This window comes from Thermomonas sp. HDW16 (genome assembly GCF_011302915.1).
Taxonomy (GTDB): domain Bacteria; phylum Pseudomonadota; class Gammaproteobacteria; order Xanthomonadales; family Xanthomonadaceae; genus Thermomonas.
Map to the genome: position 1 here is coordinate 1,035,325 of NZ_CP049872.1, position 16,293 is coordinate 1,051,617.

19 protein-coding genes and 1 tRNA gene are annotated in these 16,293 nt (G+C 66.1%); 7 read left to right on the top strand and 13 right to left on the bottom strand.

Translation table 11 applies throughout. The features are described 5' to 3' along the window. Positions 1 to 9: 9 nt before the first annotated feature. Positions 10 to 921, bottom strand: coding sequence for an SdiA-regulated domain-containing protein (locus G7079_RS04690; protein ID WP_166056032.1), 912 nt, complete (start codon positions 919 to 921; stop codon positions 10 to 12). A 90-nt stretch (positions 922 to 1,011) separates the two neighbouring features. Between G7079_RS04690 and purT the strand changes: the two genes are divergently transcribed. Further along, a complete protein-coding gene (gene purT, locus G7079_RS04695; RefSeq protein ID WP_166056034.1) occupies positions 1,012 to 2,202 on the top strand; it encodes a formate-dependent phosphoribosylglycinamide formyltransferase in 1,191 nt (396 codons plus the stop codon). Between the two features lie 13 nt (positions 2,203 to 2,215). After that, positions 2,216 to 2,578, top strand: a complete 363-nt coding sequence (locus tag G7079_RS04700; RefSeq protein WP_166056036.1) for a hypothetical protein — start codon at positions 2,216 to 2,218, stop codon at positions 2,576 to 2,578. A 2-nt stretch (positions 2,579 to 2,580) separates the two neighbouring features. Here the strand turns inward: G7079_RS04700 and G7079_RS04705 are convergent, their stop codons facing one another. Then, positions 2,581 to 3,300, bottom strand: a complete 720-nt coding sequence (locus G7079_RS04705; protein WP_166056038.1) for an arginyltransferase — start codon at positions 3,298 to 3,300, stop codon at positions 2,581 to 2,583. A 118-nt stretch (positions 3,301 to 3,418) separates the two neighbouring features. Here G7079_RS04705 and G7079_RS04710 point away from each other — a divergent pair, with 118 nt between their 5' ends. Then, positions 3,419 to 4,039: an EF-hand domain-containing protein gene (locus tag G7079_RS04710; protein ID WP_166056040.1), complete on the top strand. Its 621-nt coding sequence runs from the start codon at positions 3,419 to 3,421 to the stop codon at positions 4,037 to 4,039. Between the two features lie 59 nt (positions 4,040 to 4,098). On the opposite strand, the gene G7079_RS04715 is transcribed toward G7079_RS04710, so the two are convergent. From G7079_RS04715 to G7079_RS04725, 3 genes are read right to left on the bottom strand one after another with little or no spacing between them, the layout of a single operon-like run. Next, positions 4,099 to 4,917: a hypothetical protein gene (locus G7079_RS04715; protein WP_166056042.1), complete on the bottom strand. Its 819-nt coding sequence runs from the start codon at positions 4,915 to 4,917 to the stop codon at positions 4,099 to 4,101. A gap of 1 nt (position 4,918) precedes the next feature. Next, on the bottom strand, positions 4,919 to 5,824 hold the full coding sequence (gene tesB / locus G7079_RS04720) for an acyl-CoA thioesterase II (RefSeq protein ID WP_166056044.1): 906 nt from the start codon (positions 5,822 to 5,824) through the stop codon (positions 4,919 to 4,921). A 7-nt stretch (positions 5,825 to 5,831) separates the two neighbouring features. Beyond that, positions 5,832 to 6,404 (bottom strand): N-acetylmuramoyl-L-alanine amidase, encoded by a 573-nt coding sequence (locus tag G7079_RS04725; RefSeq protein WP_166056046.1) that lies wholly within the window; start codon positions 6,402 to 6,404, stop codon positions 5,832 to 5,834. Positions 6,405 to 6,465: 61 nt separating this feature from the next. Here G7079_RS04725 and G7079_RS04730 point away from each other — a divergent pair, with 61 nt between their 5' ends. The 3 genes from G7079_RS04730 to G7079_RS04740 are packed head-to-tail and all read left to right on the top strand — an operon-like array spanning position 6,466 to position 9,785. After that, the gene (locus tag G7079_RS04730; RefSeq protein ID WP_166056048.1) at positions 6,466 to 6,990 is read left to right on the top strand and encodes an alpha/beta family hydrolase; all 525 of its coding nucleotides are present in this window, start codon (positions 6,466 to 6,468) and stop codon (positions 6,988 to 6,990) included. Between the two features lie 50 nt (positions 6,991 to 7,040). Beyond that, positions 7,041 to 9,173 carry a bifunctional 23S rRNA (guanine(2069)-N(7))-methyltransferase RlmK/23S rRNA (guanine(2445)-N(2))-methyltransferase RlmL gene (rlmKL, locus tag G7079_RS04735; RefSeq protein WP_166056050.1) on the top strand — a complete coding sequence of 711 codons (2,133 nt, stop codon included), beginning with the start codon at positions 7,041 to 7,043 and terminating at the stop codon, positions 9,171 to 9,173. Positions 9,174 to 9,191: 18 nt separating this feature from the next. After that, complete coding sequence (locus G7079_RS04740) at positions 9,192 to 9,785, top strand: methyltransferase domain-containing protein (protein ID WP_166056052.1); 594 nt, start codon at positions 9,192 to 9,194, stop codon at positions 9,783 to 9,785. A 72-nt stretch (positions 9,786 to 9,857) separates the two neighbouring features. Here the strand turns inward: G7079_RS04740 and aqpZ are convergent, their stop codons facing one another. The 7 genes from aqpZ to G7079_RS04775 form a co-directional block, all read right to left on the bottom strand. Next, positions 9,858 to 10,592 carry an aquaporin Z gene (aqpZ, locus tag G7079_RS04745; protein ID WP_166056054.1) on the bottom strand — a complete coding sequence of 245 codons (735 nt, stop codon included), beginning with the start codon at positions 10,590 to 10,592 and terminating at the stop codon, positions 9,858 to 9,860. Positions 10,593 to 10,694: 102 nt separating this feature from the next. Further along, a complete protein-coding gene (locus G7079_RS04750) occupies positions 10,695 to 11,774 on the bottom strand; it encodes a hypothetical protein (RefSeq protein WP_166056056.1) in 1,080 nt (359 codons plus the stop codon). A gap of 142 nt (positions 11,775 to 11,916) precedes the next feature. Then, positions 11,917 to 12,585, bottom strand: a complete 669-nt coding sequence (locus tag G7079_RS04755; RefSeq protein ID WP_166056058.1) for an HNH endonuclease — start codon at positions 12,583 to 12,585, stop codon at positions 11,917 to 11,919. A 76-nt stretch (positions 12,586 to 12,661) separates the two neighbouring features. After that, positions 12,662 to 14,452 (bottom strand): acyl-CoA dehydrogenase C-terminal domain-containing protein, encoded by a 1,791-nt coding sequence (locus G7079_RS04760; RefSeq protein WP_166056060.1) that lies wholly within the window; start codon positions 14,450 to 14,452, stop codon positions 12,662 to 12,664. 99 nt (positions 14,453 to 14,551) lie between these two features. After that, positions 14,552 to 15,037, bottom strand: a complete 486-nt coding sequence (locus tag G7079_RS04765; RefSeq protein WP_166056062.1) for a hypothetical protein — start codon at positions 15,035 to 15,037, stop codon at positions 14,552 to 14,554. A 60-nt stretch (positions 15,038 to 15,097) separates the two neighbouring features. Next, a complete protein-coding gene (locus tag G7079_RS04770; RefSeq protein ID WP_166056064.1) occupies positions 15,098 to 15,286 on the bottom strand; it encodes a hypothetical protein in 189 nt (62 codons plus the stop codon). 116 nt (positions 15,287 to 15,402) lie between these two features. Beyond that, positions 15,403 to 15,478: transfer RNA gene (locus G7079_RS04775), tRNA-Phe, on the bottom strand. A gap of 145 nt (positions 15,479 to 15,623) precedes the next feature. Between G7079_RS04775 and G7079_RS04780 the strand changes: the two genes are divergently transcribed. Continuing rightward, the gene (locus tag G7079_RS04780; protein ID WP_166056066.1) at positions 15,624 to 16,040 is read left to right on the top strand and encodes a DUF6491 family protein; all 417 of its coding nucleotides are present in this window, start codon (positions 15,624 to 15,626) and stop codon (positions 16,038 to 16,040) included. On the opposite strand, the gene G7079_RS04785 is transcribed toward G7079_RS04780, so the two are convergent. Beyond that, entirely contained in the window at positions 16,019 to 16,291 is a 273-nt protein-coding gene (locus G7079_RS04785) for an oxidative damage protection protein (RefSeq protein WP_166056068.1), read from the bottom strand. The two genes, G7079_RS04780 and G7079_RS04785, sit on opposite strands and share 22 nt — an antisense overlap. Between the last annotated feature and the right edge of the window lie 2 nt (positions 16,292 to 16,293).

The window sequence follows — 16,293 nt, forward strand, 5'->3', positions numbered from 1 at the left end:
TATCGCCTGTCAGCGATTGGGGCTGAGATAGAAGATCGGCGCTGGGGAGAACTCCCCGCTCGCATACAGGCCACCCCCGCCCTTGCTCCAAGCCAGGGCTTCGGCTTGGGGGATCAGTGGTACGTCATGCGCCTCCGGTGGTCGCGCCACGGCTTCGCCCCAGTCTTCCCCGGGCTTGCGGCGATAGAACAGGACGCTGCCATAGGTCAGCACGGCCAGCGTCTGCCCGTCGGGCGACAAGTCGGCGGCGGTGACCATCGGCGAGAGCCTGGCCAGCTTCGGGTCGCTGCGCTGCAGGTCGGCATCGGCCTCGGGCACGCCTTCGAGACGGCCGATCCGTCGCGCTTCCTGCCATTCCCCATGCGTATCGGCCAGCGGCAGGGCGAACAGCTCCGGCGGTTTGCGCTTCTTCGAGATCAGGAACACCTTGCCGGCGGTGGCATCCACCGCCACCGCCTCGCAATCGCGCGGGCCATCGGCCCAGCGCGCGCGAATTGACCACGCGGGCTTCAACGTACCGTTCTGCAGCGTCTTCGGTTCTTCGAACACATGCAGGACGAAGTCGCGGCGCTGGCCGCCGTTGTCGCCGGTATCGGCCACCATCAGGTAGTGCTTGCCGTCCAGGTCGAAGCTGGCCAGGTCTTCCCAGTCGGTGTTCTTCGCGCCTTCGACCTTGTAGCGGGCGATGACCCGGCCGCGTCGCGACAGCGCATACAGGCGCGCGGGGTTGCCGCTGTCCTCGATCGCCCACAGCACGTCCTCATGCACATGCGATGCGGCCAGACCGCTGACTTCGTCCAGGTCGCCGTTGGTGATCAGGCCTGCCAGCCGCGCGAACGGCAGCGACGGCGGCGCGCAAGCCGTCGCGCACAGGAGCAGCGCGGCCAATGCGGACAGCCGCAGTCGGGGATGGATCGGCATGCATGGGAGGATGGCATGGACGCACGTCGCGGCACAGTCCCGCTTGCCGCCTCCGTTAAAATCGCGGTTTTCTTGCGCCCGGATGTCCAGATGACCCGTATCGGTACGCCGCTTTCGCCCCACGCCCTGCGCGTGCTCCTGCTGGGTTCCGGCGAACTGGGCAAGGAAGTCGCCATCGAGCTGCAGCGTTTCGGGGTGGAAGTGATCGCCGCCGACCGCTACGCGAACGCGCCGGCGATGCAGGTCGCGCATCGCAGCCATGTGCTGGACATGCTCGATGGCGCAGCGATCCGCGCGCTAGTCGCGCTTGAGAAACCGCACCTGGTCGTGCCGGAGATCGAGGCGATCAGCACCCAGACGCTGGTGGAACTGGAGGCGGAGCAGGGCCAGCGCGTGATCCCGACTGCGCGCGCCGCGCGCCTGACCATGGATCGCGAAGGCATCCGTCGCCTCGCCGCGGAAACATTGGGGCTGCCGACCTCGCCGTATCACTTCGTCGATACCGTGGAGGATTACCGCGCTGCCGTCATCGCGCTCGGCATTCCCTGCGTGGTGAAGCCGGTGATGTCATCCTCCGGACATGGCCAGTCGCTGGTGCGCAGCGAAGCCGACCTCGATGCCGCATGGGACTACGCGCAGACCGGCGGTCGCGCCGGCGCTGGGCGCGTGATCGTCGAGGGCTTCATCGACTTCGATTACGAAATCACCCTCCTCACCGTGCGCCATGCCGGCGGCACCAGTTTCTGTGAGCCGATCGGCCATCTGCAGGAGGACGGCGACTACCGCGAGAGCTGGCAGCCGCAGCCGATGTCGGCGCTCGCCCTGCAGCGTTCGCGGGACATTGCACGTGCGATCACCGACGATCTGGGCGGTTGGGGCGTGTTCGGCGTGGAGCTCTTCATCAAGGGCGACGAAGTCTGGTTCAGCGAAGTCAGCCCGCGCCCGCACGACACCGGCCTGGTCACCCTGGTTTCGCAGGAGCTCAGTCAGTTCGCCCTGCATGCTCGCGCGATCCTCGGCCTGCCGATTCCGGTCATCCGCCAGCTCGGTGCGTCGTCATCTTGTGCGGTGTTGGCGCATGGCCATGGCGTGCCGGTCTTCGGCGATGTCGATGGCGCACTTGCGCAGCCGGACACGCAGTTGCGATTGTTCGGCAAGCCGAGGGTCGCGGGGCATCGCCGGGTGGCGGTGACGCTGGCGCGTGGTAGCGACATCGAACAGGCCCGCGCCATCGCCCGTGATGCCGCCGCGGCATTGACGCTGGACTTGCTGCAGGAATGAGAGACTAGGCCACATGAACGATTCCGCCGGTTACGCCGTGTTCTTCTTCCCGCCCGCGTTGGAAGCCTTGGGCGATGCGATCAAACCCTACCTGCAGGACGGCCCCGCCGGTCCGCACGTGCCCTGTCGTGAAATCGACACCGCCGGCGCTTTCATCGAGCTGACGCTCGAAGGCCGCGCGCCTGATGGCCGCGAAGTGGCGCTGGAATTGATGGTGCCCGGCAACATGGTGCGCATGATCGTGTCCGCGCACAGCGATGGGGAATTCGGTTTCTACGACCGCAGCAAGCCGATGGCGGCGCCCGTATTGCCCGCGTCGCCGGCCGAACCTGCCGTTGCCGACGCCCCCCCGCAGGATGCCAAGCCCGCCACTTGAACTCAGCCCTGCAATCGCGCCCAACCCCGCCCGTTGAAGCCTTCCAGCGGCTGGAACCGGCGTTTGTAGTCCATCTTGGCATGGCCTGAGATCCAGTAACCCAGGTACAGGTGCTGGTGGCCGTCGCGCGCAGCCCATTCCAGTTGTTTGAGCACCGCCAGCGTGCCCAGTCCGCGCGCGGATTCGCACGGATCGTAGAAAGTGTAGACCGCAGACAGCGCGGCATCGATCAGGTCGGTCACCGCCACCGCCAGCAGCCGATGCGTACCGCGCTCACGCAACTCCAGGAAGCGGCCTTCGTTCCACGAGCCGATCAGGAACTGTTCGAATTCCGGCGCGCCGTGCTCGTCCATGCCACCGCCGCGATGCCGCGTGTGCAGGTATTTGCGATACAGCGCCAGATGCTCCTCGGTTCGTACGGATGCGACGATGCGCGCATCGACATCCGCATTGCGCTTCAGGCAGCGGCGCTGACTGCGGTCGGGCCGGAACGTCGCCACCGGCACCCGTACCGCCACGCAGGCGTGGCAGCCGATGCAGCTTGGCCGGTACACGATGTCACCGGAGCGGCGAAAACCCCAGTCCAGCGCCATCGGATACAGCTGCGGCAGGCGCGGGTCGCGCGGATCCAGCACCAGGTCGCGCGCCTCGCGGTCGGCCCAGTAGCCGCACGGATGCGTGCCGGTACGGAACATGCGCACGTTGTCGGCATCGGTGCCCATGCGCGGAGCATAACGCCGCCGTCATTCAGCTGCGCGCAGGGTTTTGCTGTCAACCGTCGTCGCGGCAGGGCGTTTTCTTTTCCAAGTCCGGCCGCTGCCGGTTCAACAGAGGAATCCCATGAAGCACACGAAGTTCCTGGTTGTCGCAGTGACGGTCGCGCTGGCGTCCGCCACGGCATACGCGCAGACCGCGACCATCGCACCGGCCGCCGGCAACGCGCGGATGCAACTCGATACCAACAAGGACGGTGCCATCGATCGCGCCGAAGCCGCCAAAGCACCGAAGCTGGCCGAGAAGTTCGACCAGTTGGACACGAACAAGGATGGCAAGCTCAGCGCCGACGAACGCATGCAAATGCGCGGCATGCGTCATCGCGGCGGTGACCGTGGCGGTCGCGGCGATGCAGGCGGCCTGCGTGCGGCGGACACCGACAAGGACGGCCGCATCAGCCGCGCCGAAGCGGATGCGGCGAATGCCAAAGCGGGCGAGCGCTTCGCACAGATGGACGTCAACAAGGACGGCTACCTGGACCGCAGCGACATGCAGGCACGGATGGCCCAGCGCCGCGGCGAATGCTTCGCCAAGGCCGATGTCGACAAGAACGGCCAGCTAAGCCGTGCCGAGTTCGACAAGATGCACGAGGCCTGTGGGCCGATGCGTGGCGGGATGCAAGGCGGCGTTGCCAAGCGCTTGCCGCAGAACAATCCGAACCCGGGGCCATTCCCGCCGAAGAAGTAATCGCAGTACCCGCCCGAAAAAAACGGCCCGCATCGCCGCGGGCCGTTTTTTTTCATGGTTCATCGCATCCGCAACACGCGCCAGGCTTCGCCGTTGCGTTCCACCTCGACAGCCTGCGCAGCGTCGGCATCGCGCGCCAGCTGCACCGTGCCTCGCCCGGAACCATCGGTCATGTATTCGTGCACGTCGATGTCCAATGCGCCGTCGCCGGGGCATGCCGATGCCGGGGACAGCGCGGTCTTCGCGGCGTGCTGCAACCCTTGCATGAACGCCGCGGGCGGATCCTTGCCGTCGATGGCGATGCAGGCCTGTGCCGGCGTGCGTTCGGCGAGTTCGCGTTCGACCAACAGTTTGGCCAGGGCGGTCGGCACCTTGGCGCGATAGACCGGGACGTCCTCGACCGACTGGGGGGTGATCGTCGGTACGGGATTCTGCGGCGGCGCGGTGGCTCGAGTCGGCGCGGGCAATGCCGGTTCATGCTTGCGCAAGCCGAACACCATCAGCCCGATCACCGCCAGGATCGCCACCAGCAGGCCCAGCTTGATCCGCATCGCGCGGCCGGCCTTGCTTGAAGCCTGCGTGTCCTTGTCGTGATCCAGCACGCTCAACGGAAGATAGCTGCTCTCGCCGATGCGGGAACTGTCCAACAGGCCGGCTTCGCGCAGCAGTTGCCGGCCACGCGGCTGGTCATCGGCGCGGACGATCCACACGGCAGGCTGCGGCCCGGATTCCTCGCCTGCGCGATAGCTGAAGTTGCCGCGCCGATTGCCGCGATAGGAACGCCCTTCGGTGATCTTCACCTCGATGTCGGCTTCGCGCAGCAGGGCGGCGACCGCTTCGACATTTTCAAGGCGCGGGCTGGTGAAGACTTGCCTCATCTCAACCCTTGGCGTGCAGTGGCGTGCCGGCCTTGTCGGCCGGCACCACCCGGATCAGGCCTTCCTGCGCGGTGCTGGCCACCAGCCGGCCGTTGCGGTCGAATACTTGGCCACGTGCCAGCCCGCGCCCACCTTGCGCACTGGGGCTGTCGATCGAATACAGCAGCCAGTCGTCGGCGCGGAACGGGCGGTGGAACCACAGCGCATGGTCGAGCGAGGCCATCTGCACGTTCGGCTGGTAGTAGCTGATGCCGTGCGGGAAGGTGGCAGTGCCGAGCAAGTGGAAATCGCTGGCGTAGGCGAGCAGGGCACGGTGCAGTTCCGGCGCATCGCCCACTTTCTCGCTGAGGCGGAACCACACCTGCTGGAACGGCGGGCGTTTTGGCGGGTTCAGTTCGTCGCGCGGATACACGTGGCGGAACTCGAATGGCCCGCGCCGTGCCAGCCAGCGCTGCACTTTGCTTGGCAACTTGGCCAGTTCTTCCGGCGGCAGCGAGGGCGCTTCATGCAAGTCCTCGGGCTTGGGCACTTCGGGCATCGACAGCTGGTGCTCGGCGCCGGCTTCGTATTGCTGGAAGGATGCGGCCAGGAAGAAGATCGGCTGGCCGTGCTGGATCGCGGTCACCCGGCGCACCGAGAAGCTGCCACCGTCGCGCGTGCGGTCGACGTTGTAGACGATCGGCGCCTCGATGTCGCCGGCGCGCAGGAAATAGGCGTGCAGCGAGTGCGCGTCGCGAGGTTCGCCTGCCGAATCCATGGTCGCTTGCGCGGCGGACAGCGCCTGCCCCAGCACCTGCCCGCCGAAGACGTACTTGGTGCCGATGTCGCGGCTCTGGCCGCGGAAGAGGTTGTCTTCGAGCCGCTCCAGCGAGAGCAGTTCGATCAGTTCGGAGACGGCGGAATTCATCCGTGGATTATAGGGGGCCGTGCGCGCCGATCCGCTGCAGTGGCACTTCGGCCAGCAGCCGCCGCCACGGGAAATGCGGGCCGGGATCACGCTTGCGGCGCACCTTGATCGCGGGGTCGTCGCTGGCTTCGACCTCGTCCAGATCCAGGTCTTCGTGGCCGGCGATCAGCGCGAGCGAGGGAATCTGCGCCCGCAGCCCATCCAGCAAGGCGACCAGCGCATCGATCTGCGCCTCGGTATAGGGCTCGTCCATCGCCTGGTGGCGCGAATCGAGCCAGTCGGGATAGCGGCCGGTATTGACCAGCTCGATGCCGATGCTGCGCGGGTTGTAGCCCCGCGTGTGATGGGCGACGCGCGCCGGCTCGACGTATTCGACGATGCGGCCATCGCGGTCGATGTAGTAATGCCCGCTGTTGCCGGTGCCGCTGGCGTACAACACGCGCTCGCCGTACTCGCGGGCCATTGCCAGGTCGGGTAGCTCGGTGCAGTGGATCACCACCAGGTTGATGTCGACCAAATCGCGCGCGGTCAACGCCTCGGCGTACGGCAATGGCTTGCACTGGGTCAGGGGCTCTGGCATGCGGCGATGCTAGCATTCGCACCCGGGCGCATTTCCTGCGCGGCATCAAGGACCCAGCAGCATGCGCGGCCACTGCATTCTCTCGCACGGCTTCGAAAGCGGGCCGGACGCAACCAAGGTCACTGCGTTGGCGGATGCTGCCGAGCGACTGGGCTGGAGCCACGAACGCCCGGACTACAGCGACCTCGATGCGAAGCGCGAGGTCAGCCCGCTGGGCGATGTGATGGCGCGCCTGCAGCGCCTGCAGCAGATCGCGCACGCGGCCTCGACTCATGGCCCGCTGGTGCTGGCCGGTTCCAGCCTGGGCGCATGGATTTCGGCACGGGTTTCACTGGAGGTGCCGGTACATGGCCTCTTCCTGATGGCGCCACCGATCGAGATGCGGCCAGCACCGATGATGGAAGCGGCCAGCGTGCCGGTCTCGATCATCCACGGCTGGCACGACGAGCTGATCCCTGCACAACAGGTGGTCGACTGGGCTTCCTCCCGCAATGCGCGCCTGCTGCTGGTGGACGACTCGCACCGGCTGTCCGATCACGTGCAGGCGAGTGCGGACGCATTCGCCCAACTGCTGGCAACGCTATGACCGCTCTCCCGGCATTCGCCGGGATGAGCGCAAAAAACGATGAGGTCTCTTTGAAATTCTTCGCTTCCTGCGGCAAGGGCCTGGAATACCTGCTGGCCGACGAACTCGTCGCGCTGGGCTGTACGCGAGCGACTGCGGCGATCGCCGGTGCCAACGCCGAAGGCGAGCTGGTCGACGCGCAGCGTGCGGTGCTGTGGTCGCGGCTGGCCAGCCGCGTGCTGTGGCCGATCGCCGAATTCCCCTGCGCCGACGAACACGCGCTGTATGCCGGCGTGGCGGCCATTGACTGGACCCAGCATCTCGATGCGTCGCACACCATCGCGGTCGACGCGCACGTGTCCGGTGACGCGCTCACCCATGCGCGCTATGCCGCGCAGCGGGTGAAGGACGGCATCGTCGATACCTTGCGCGCAAAGACCGGCGCGCGGCCGGACGTGGATGTCGAATCGCCCGACGTGCGCATCAACCTCGTCGTGCGCAAGGGCCAGGCGACGCTGTCCATCGACCTTGGCGGCGGTTCGCTGCATCGTCGCGGCTGGCGGCGGGCGCAGGGCGAGGCACCGTTGAAGGAAAACCTGGCCGCGGCGGTGTTGCTGCGCGGCGGTTGGCCGCAGGCGTATGCCGATGGCGGCGACCTGCTCGATCCGATGTGCGGCAGCGGCACCCTGCTGATCGAAGGTGCGCTGATGGCGGCTGATGTCGCGCCTGGCCTGATGCGGCTGGGCGATACCTTGCCGACGCGCTGGGCCGGCTTCGATGTCGAAACCTGGAAGGCGCTGCACATCGATGCCATCGAACGCGAAGCGAAGGGGCGCGCGTCGTTGCGGCCAAGCTTCACCGGCAGCGACCTCGATCCGCATGCGATCCGCTCCGCGCGCGAAAACGCGCAGGCTGCGGGCGTGGACGATGCGATTTCATTCGCCGTGCGCGATGTCGTGGACTTGCCGGTGCAGGACAACCCACGCGGCGTGGTCGCCTGCAATCCACCCTACGATGCGCGGCTTGCCGCGGATCCGGCGCTGTACCGCGCGCTGGGCGATGCATTGAAACGGGCCACGCCGAACTGGTGCGCAAGTCTGTTGTGCGGTGATTTCGAACTTGCCCGCGCCACCGGCCTGCGCGCACAGAAGCGCTACCAGGTCTTCAATGGCCCGATCGAATGCAGCCTGATCGTCTGCGATCCGATTGCGTTGCCAGCCCGCGATGAAACGCAGAAGCGCGAACTCGGCGAAGGCGCGCAGATGGTCGCGAACCGTCTGCGCAAGAACCTGAAGGCGTTGCGCGGATGGCGCGAACGCGATGGCGTGAGCTGCTTCCGCGCGTACGATGCCGACATTCCCGAATACGCCTGCGCAGTGGACGTGTACACCACCACCGGCGATGAAACCTGGCTGCACGTGCAGGAATACGCCGCGCCCGCGGATATCCCCGAAGCCACCACGCGCAAGCGGCTCAACGAGCTGCTGGCTGGCGTACGCGACGTGTTCGAGGTGCCGAAAGAGCGGGTGGCGGTGAAGACCCGCAGCACCGGCAAGGGTGGCTCCAAATACGGACGTTTCGACCAGCGCAGCGAATTCCTGCACGTCACCGAAGGCGCGGCGACCTTGCTGGTCAACCTGTTCGATTACCTCGATACCGGCCTGTTCCTCGACCATCGCCCGCTGCGCGCGCGGATGGCGCTGGAAGCACGCGGCAAGCATTTCCTCAACCTGTTCTGCTACACCGGCGTGGCCACGGTGCAGGCGGCGGTGCAGGGCGCGGTACAGACTACCAGCGTGGATCTGTCGGCCACGTATCTGGAATGGCTGGCCGACAACCTGCGCGAAAACGGCATCGGCGGCACGCGCCACCGTATCGCCCAGGCGGACGCGCTCAAGTGGCTAGAGGCCGACACCGGCGCGTACGACGTGATCTTCTGCGATCCGCCCACCTTCTCCAATTCCAAGCGCGCCGACGATTTCGACGTGCAGCGCGACCAGGTACGCCTGCTGCGCGCGGCGGTCGAGCGCCTAGCCGAGGGCGGCGTGCTGTACTTCAGCAACAACTTCCGGCGATTCAAGTTGGACGAAGCCGCGTTGGGCGAATTCGCCCACGTCGAGGACATCAGCGCATCCACCATCCCGCCGGACTTCGCGCGCAACCCGCGCATCCATCGCGCATGGCGGCTGACCCGCCGCAGTTGAACCAAGGCAAGGAGTCCCATGCGCCATCGTCGTTCGGACAAACTGCGTTTCATCGGACAGTGGTTGCGCAACCCGCGCCAAACCGCGGCCGTCGCGCCGTCCAGTCCCGAGCTTGCGTCAGCGATGCTGGGCGAATTGCCGGCGAATGCGCGGCGGGTGGTCGAACTCGGCGGCGGTACCGGTGCGATCACCCGCGCGCTGGTGGATGGCGGCATATCCGGCGAGGCGCTGCTGGTGCTGGAATTGAACGAGGAACTGCATGCGCACTTACGCCGTCGTTTCCCGGACGAGGTGCTGGTGCTGGGCGATGCCGTGGAGCTGCCGCGGCTCGCATCCGAAGCGGGCTTCCTGGATGCTGGGCCTGCGGATGCGGTGATCTCCGGCTTGGGCCTGCTGGCGATGGATCGCGAACTGGTGACGAACATCCTGCGCAGTGCGTTCGCCTGCCTGCGCCCGGATGGACGCTTCATCCAGTTCACCTACGGGCCGGTTTCGCCCGTGCACGAATCGGTACTGGACGCGCTGGGCTTGCGCATGCGTCGCGGGGCATTCGTGCTGCGCAACGTGCCGCCGGCGACGGTGTACGTCTACGAGCGCGCGACCGACAACTGATCCGCGCTTTCCGATGCAAAAGAAAAAGGCCGCGGATCACCGCGGCCTTTTCGTTGGAACGTGTCGATGCGATCAGCCGTTGCCGACCACGTCCGGGCGATCCGGGCCCAGCCAGCGATAGACCGCGCCGCCCAGCATCGCACCCAGGATCGGTGCCACCCAGAACAGCCACAGCTGCGACAGCGGGGTGCCGCCGACCAGCAGCGCCACGCCGGTGGAACGCGCCGGGTTCACCGAGGTATTGGTGACCGGGATGCTGATCAGGTGGATCAGGGTCAGGCCCAGGCCGATCGCGATCGGCGCGAAGCCGGCCGGCGCATTGCGATGGGTTGCGCCCATGATGATCACCAGGAACATCGCGGTCATCACCACTTCGCACAGGAAGGCCGCGGCCATGCTGTAGCCGCCGGGCGAATGATCGCCAAAGCCATTGGTGGCGAATGCGCCGGCGGCATTGGGATCGACGGCGAAGCTCGCGGTGCCGCTGGCGATCTGGAACAGGATCCACGCCGCGAAGATCGCGCCGAGCACCTGGGCGACGACATAGGGCAGCAGATCCTTGGCCGGGAAGCGGCCGCCGGCCCACAGGCCGAAGCTCACTGCTGGATTGAAATGGCCGCCCGAGATGTGCCCAAGCGCATACGCGCCGGTCAGCACGGTCAGGCCGAAGGCCAGCGCCACGCCGACGAAACCAATCCCCAGCGGATTGCCGTCACCGCCGAAGTTCGCCGCCAACACCGCGCTGCCGCAACCACCCAACACCAGCCAGAACGTGCCGATGAACTCGGCACCAAGTCGTTTGATCATTGCTAGCTCCCCATGCGAATTAGTTGTGCGTGGCATGCGCGCCCACGCACCGTAATGGATCGGCGTTAAGCCGGCGTGGTTATGCGTTGAATCGCCGCGTGATCAACGGCCACGGATGCGCCCGAACAGGCCGCCGGTTGGCTTGGGTGTCATCGTTTCCGGCTCAGGTGCATGGGGTGGCACGAATTCGGCATAGCCGGTAGCCAGGTTCGCATTGACGAAATCGGCCACTTCCTCTCGTGCCACGCCGCTGGCTTCCGCCACTTCGGCAATGGTTGCCGGCCCCTTCATCATCGCGGTCGCGATGCGGAAATGCTTGGGATATTCGCGCTCGGTCTGCGGCCACTTGGTCAGCCGGTAGTTGCCGTCCACGTCATTGCCGGGCAGCAGGTGGCCGTGTCCGCTCAACAAGCCGCCCAGCCATTGCAGGCGCGCAAGTGGCTGCGCCGCGCCGAGCGAAGCGGCTTCGCTTTCCCATGCCACGGCATCCGGCGTTTCGAAATCTTCGATCAACAAGGTACCGCCGAAATATCCGGTCAGTGGCTTGAGCGTGGCCGGGCCATGCCAGACCGCGCTGCGCGGATCGATCAACAGCACCGGATCGCTGCCGCGCTGCAGGCGTACCCGGCGTTCCAAGCCATTGCGGCCCAGCCAACTGGCCAGTGATCGATCCGGTGCCAATTCGACCACGGGTTCCGGTTCTGGTTCCGGCGCTGGTGGCTCGGGTTCGACCACGACTGCCGTCGCCCTCGCAACGGGTTCCGCCGGTGTTTGCACGATCTCGTCGACCGTGGCTGCTGCTTGTGCGGGCGGCAATTGGCCTGAAGGTGCAGGGGTGGATGCCACGGGTGGCGGTTCAGGCGCGGTTGCACGCGGCGCGTCGCCGGCGATCTCGCTCAGCAGCACGGCGAAGTCATTGGCGGTGACTGGCCGCGGCAGGCGGTAATCGGTCTGGTTGCGATCCACCGAAGTCAGGCCGATCACCTTGCGGCCGGCAGCGTGCAGGCGCAGCCAGCTCATCGGCCCGTACAGGCTGTCCATGTCGATGACCACATAGTCGGCGCTTTCGTCGCCGGCCAACGCCCATGTATTGCCGAGTTCGGCGTTCGCAGCCCTGAAGGCCGCCTGCACTTCGGCTTCCGTGGTGCTGTCCATGCCGGTGATGCCGAGGGTCAGAGCCATGAGCGATGCCTGCTGCGGAAACCCCAAGTGTTGCCAACCCGGCATGCCCCGTCAACGCGCGCTGTTCGTCACATTGCGGCAGTTCACGCTTGCGGGTATCCGTACGCTAGCGCATTGCGCGAGCCGGTCGTCAGGGCGATCTTCACGCGAAGATGCGTGTTTTCTTCGGCAACTGAGCCTTCAGGAAGGCCATTTGGTCGGCAAGAATATTGCGGTTGGACAGGATCAAATGTTCGATCCAACTGGGTCGGAACGGCACCGCCAACAACGGCATGCCGGCCTGCTGCGGGGTACGGTTGCCCTTGCGCGAATTGCAGTGGAAGCAGGCGGACACCACGTTTTCCCAGATGTCGCGGCCGCCCTTGGAGACGGGTTGGACGTGGTCACGGGTCAGCGAGCCACGATGGAATTCGCGGCCGCAATACAGGCACAGGCCTTGGTCGCGTGCGAACAGCGCGGGATTGGTCAGCGCGGGCGTTGGATCCAGCGCATGCGGGCGGGCGTGGCCGCGTGCGGCGATGATCGGATGCAGCTGGACGATGCTCTGTTCGCCACTGGCGCGGCAGATGCCGCCATGGATTTCCAGGCAAGGCTCGCCCAGCGTCCAGGCGACGGCACCGCGTGCGTACAGGCAGGTGGCGTCCTGCCAACTCATCCAGTCCAGCGCGCGGCCGTGCGCATCAAGCCCCAGTAGGCGCAGGCCGGGGAAGCGGACAACAGAAGAAGCGGAGGGCAGGAACCCGTCCGCATCAGCTACCGCGGTTCGGGTTCCGGCAAGGACCGGGCGTAGCGTTGCGCTATCGGTCTCCATCGGAAACCGAGCTTATACCCATTCGGTGACGATTTGTGTACAGCCGGCGGATTGGCCGCCGGCTGGAGACGAGCCGTCAGTCGCCGAACAACTCCGCCGGCATCGTCATCAACGGAGCTGCGCCGCTATCGATGGCCGCCTTGTGCGACAGCGTGCGCGGCAACAGGCGGGCGAAGTAGAAACGTGCGGTTTCGCGCTTGGCGTCCTTGAATGCCTGCGAGCGATCCGAAGCATCGGCGGCAGCCACGCTGCGTGCCCACCAGTACGCCAGCACCACGTAGCCCGAGTAGAACAGGTAGTCGTAACTGGCCGCACCGAGTTCTTCCGGGTTGGAAGCGGCGCGCTGCAGGATCTCGAGGGTCAGCTTGCCCCATTCGCCGGCCTTGGCGCGCAGCGGGCCGATGAACTCGGCCAGTGCCTCGTCGCCTTCGTGTTGCTTGGCGAATTCTTCGATCATCGCCAGGAACAGCTTCAGGCCGGCGCCTTGCGATGCGGCCGTCTTGCGGCCGATCAGGTCCAGCGCCTGGATGCCGGTGGTGCCTTCGTACAGGGTGGTGATGCGCGCATCGCGGGCGTACTGCTCCATGCCGTGCTCATGGATATAGCCGTGGCCACCGAAGCATTGGATGGCGTTGTAGGTGTTCTCGATGCTCCATTCGGTCTGGCAGGCCTTGGAGATCGGGGTGAGGAAGCTCACCAGCGTGTGCGCATGTTCGCGTGCAACCGCGTCGGCTTCGCGCTCGGCGGCATCCAGCAGCGAATAGGCGTGCAGCGACAACAGGCGGCCGCCTTCGACGAGTGCCTTCTGCGACAACAGCATGCGGCGCACGTCCGGCTGCACGATGATCGGATCGGCTGGCTTGTCCGGGGATTTCGGGCCAGACAGCGAACGCGACTGCAGGCGCTCGCGCGAGTAGCGCAGCGCGTTCTGGTAGGCGCGTTCGGACAGGCCCAGGCCCTGCACACCGACGCCCAGGCGCGCGGAGTTCATCATCACGAACATTGCCTGCAGGCCCTTGTGCGGCTCGCCGACCAGGTAGCCCTGCGCGCCGTCGAAGTTCATCACGCAGGTGGCCGAGCCGTGGATGCCCATCTTGTGTTCGATCGAGCCGCAGCGCAGCGCGTTGCGTTCGCCGATGGTGCCGTCCTGCGCGACCTTGAACTTCGGGGTCACGAACAGCGAAATGCCCTTGGCGCCGGGCGGTGCGTCCGGCAGCTTGGCCAGCACCAGGTGCACGATGTTGCCGGACATGTCGTGCTCGCCGGCGGTGATGAAGATCTTGGTGCCGGTGATCGCGTAGCTGCCGTCGTCGTTCGGGATCGCCTTGGTCTTCAGCAGGCCGAGGTCGGTGCCGCAATGCGGTTCGGTCAGGCACATGGTGCCGGTCCAGGTGCCGGCCACCAGCGGCTTCAGGAACACTTCCTTCTGCCAGTCCTCACCATAAGTCTCCAGCGCCTGCACCGCGCCGTGCGACAGCATCGGGAAGTTGCCCCAGGCCAGGTTGGCGCTATCGACCATTTCAGTCAGTACGCCACCGAGGGCCGCGGGCATGCCCTGGCCGCCGTGTTCCGGCTGGTTGGTCAGGCCGGTCCAGCCGCCTTCGACGAATTGGTCGAAGGCCTGCTTGAAGCCCGGTGGTACCGCCACATCGCCAGTGGCGGCGTCGAACTTGCAGCCGATCTCGTCGCCGACCTTGTTCAGCGGCGCCAGCACGGTTTCGGTGAAGCGCGCGGCTTCATCGATCACCGCATCGACCAATTCGCGGTTGGCGTCGGCGAAACCGAGCCTGGCGAACGTGGCCTCGCTGTCCAGCACATCGAACAGGGCGAAGCGGATGTCTTCAAGCGGTGCCTTGTAGCTGCTCATGGGGCGTTCCCGTGCGATCGTGCGGTCCGCCGTCCGGCCCGCGGAACACAAAGCATACTACGGCGTATGGTCAGCGCATGTTGCGACGCGTCGCCTGCTTCAGCGCAGTACGCCCGGCAGCCCCGGGACCGGAGTCAGCGCGCTGCTGAGCTTGATCTTGTAGCTGCGCGACTTGCCGTCTTCGGGGCCGGCGTCCACCGTGCCGCCCAGCGTGTAGTTGAGGCTGCGGCCGTCGGCCAATGTGGTGGCGATGCGTGCACGACCTTCCGGCAGCGGTACCGTCGTGGTGGTGAACACGTCGGCGGATTCCGGGCCGATGGCGATCTGCGGCTGCGCCTGGAGTGTGGCCGCGGCGCCGTTGTCGAACGCAACCTGGATATTGGTGGCGGTGAAGCGCATCGGCACGCTGCTGAAATTGTTCAGCCGTACTTGCACGTCCCAGTTTCCATCCGCGCGAACCGTCAATTGCTGGATGCTGGCAGCAGGTTCGGAGATGCGGCGCACCGGACCGCTACTGCAACCGGCCAGCAGCAGGAGCAGGGCGCCGATCCAGGTGGCATTCCGATGGAAGCGGGTTGCGGTCATGGCGGCGTCCTGATGCGGGAAAGCCCGAGCATAGCCCGCACGCCGCACCTGGCGCATCGCTCAGAAGCCGGTGTCGACTTCGGGTACCGGTTGTTCGCGAATCCAGGCGTCCTTGGCCGCGATGAAGGCCTCGGCACAGCGGTAGGCTTCGCGGCCCAACGCCATCCTGCTTTCGTCGCTGGTTCCGGCAAGGTCCTGCCTGCCCACCAACTGGGTGTAGAGGTTCAGGGCGATATCGTGGATGTCCATGTTCGCGGCTCCGTGGCGTAGGGCGCGAACATACACCGGCTATGCGATCTGCGTGCAGCGGAAAGCAAAAACCCCGCAATGCTGGGCATGCGGGGTTTCCTGTCTCGCCATTCCGATGGTGGCCGGGGAGGGAATCGAACCCCCGACACGGGGATTTTCAATCCCCTGCTCTACCAACTGAGCTACCCGGCCGATCGACCGGAATAGCGAGCCGCGCATGATACGGATCGAGCGCGGACAGGGCAAGCAGGGCGATGGCTGGACGCATCCGGGTGCGTAAAGCACCGGTTACGAGAGCGGGGAGCAAGATGATTCGAAACCACCGCCGGAGAGCGCCATGAAAGCCCTGATGATTCCGTTGCTCGTGACCCTTGGACTGGCTGCCTGCGCGACCAACCGCCCAAGCGATGCCGACCGGTTGGCGATGTACCAGGCGCATGCCGGTGCGCCCGTGAAGCAAATCCGGAACGATGACCCGATCAGCTGGGATCGCATCGACGACCAACATGTCCTGCTCACCACGCGCCCCAGCGAAGCCTGGTTGCTGACGGTGTCCGGTTCGTGCCTGGATTGGGGCAGTGCATCACCCGTCATGGTGTTGAGTTCGACCGGTCCGTACGTGACCAAATTCGATCACATCACCATCCCAGGTTCACCGATGAGTTGCCAAATCCGGGAAATGCAGCCGATCGACGTAAAGGCGGTGCGCGCCGCCGAAGCCGAACTGCGCGCTCAGGCATCCGCCGGCACGTAACCCGCGGGCTTTACCGCGCCGCCGCCGAACAGGAACTTCAGCATCTCGCCTTCCAGGTAGGCGCGGTGCTCCGGGTTCAGCGGCGACAGTCGGTTCTCGTTGATCAGCATGGTCTGGTGCGCCAGCCAGCGCTGCCAGGCGGGCTTGCCCACACCCGCGAACACGCGCTTGCCAGCCTCGCCGGGCCAAGGGGAGAAATCCAGGCCTTCGGTTTCGACCTGGTCCACTTCGCAGAACACCATTCGCGCCATCG

Bases quoted from the DNA above. Each gene is read 5' to 3' on its own strand.
- G7079_RS04690 (WP_166056032.1), bottom strand. From the start codon at position 921: ATGCCGATCCATCCCCGACTGCGGCTGTCCGCATTGGCCGCGCTGCTC.
- purT (WP_166056034.1), top strand. From the start codon at position 1,012: ATGACCCGTATCGGTACGCCGCTTTCGCCCCACGCCCTGCGCGTGCTC.
- G7079_RS04700 (WP_166056036.1), top strand. From the start codon at position 2,216: ATGAACGATTCCGCCGGTTACGCCGTGTTCTTCTTCCCGCCCGCGTTG.
- G7079_RS04705 (WP_166056038.1), bottom strand. From the start codon at position 3,300: ATGGGCACCGATGCCGACAACGTGCGCATGTTCCGTACCGGCACGCAT.
- G7079_RS04710 (WP_166056040.1), top strand. From the start codon at position 3,419: ATGAAGCACACGAAGTTCCTGGTTGTCGCAGTGACGGTCGCGCTGGCG.
- G7079_RS04715 (WP_166056042.1), bottom strand. From the start codon at position 4,917: ATGAGGCAAGTCTTCACCAGCCCGCGCCTTGAAAATGTCGAAGCGGTC.
- tesB (WP_166056044.1), bottom strand. From the start codon at position 5,824: ATGAATTCCGCCGTCTCCGAACTGATCGAACTGCTCTCGCTGGAGCGG.
- G7079_RS04725 (WP_166056046.1), bottom strand. From the start codon at position 6,404: ATGCCAGAGCCCCTGACCCAGTGCAAGCCATTGCCGTACGCCGAGGCG.
- G7079_RS04730 (WP_166056048.1), top strand. From the start codon at position 6,466: ATGCGCGGCCACTGCATTCTCTCGCACGGCTTCGAAAGCGGGCCGGAC.
- G7079_RS04740 (WP_166056052.1), top strand. From the start codon at position 9,192: ATGCGCCATCGTCGTTCGGACAAACTGCGTTTCATCGGACAGTGGTTG.
- aqpZ (WP_166056054.1), bottom strand. From the start codon at position 10,592: ATGATCAAACGACTTGGTGCCGAGTTCATCGGCACGTTCTGGCTGGTG.
- G7079_RS04750 (WP_166056056.1), bottom strand. From the start codon at position 11,774: ATGGCTCTGACCCTCGGCATCACCGGCATGGACAGCACCACGGAAGCC.
- G7079_RS04755 (WP_166056058.1), bottom strand. From the start codon at position 12,585: ATGGAGACCGATAGCGCAACGCTACGCCCGGTCCTTGCCGGAACCCGA.
- G7079_RS04760 (WP_166056060.1), bottom strand. From the start codon at position 14,452: ATGAGCAGCTACAAGGCACCGCTTGAAGACATCCGCTTCGCCCTGTTC.
- G7079_RS04765 (WP_166056062.1), bottom strand. From the start codon at position 15,037: ATGACCGCAACCCGCTTCCATCGGAATGCCACCTGGATCGGCGCCCTG.
- G7079_RS04770 (WP_166056064.1), bottom strand. From the start codon at position 15,286: ATGGACATCCACGATATCGCCCTGAACCTCTACACCCAGTTGGTGGGC.
- G7079_RS04780 (WP_166056066.1), top strand. From the start codon at position 15,624: ATGAAAGCCCTGATGATTCCGTTGCTCGTGACCCTTGGACTGGCTGCC.
- G7079_RS04785 (WP_166056068.1), bottom strand. From the start codon at position 16,291: ATGGCGCGAATGGTGTTCTGCGAAGTGGACCAGGTCGAAACCGAAGGC.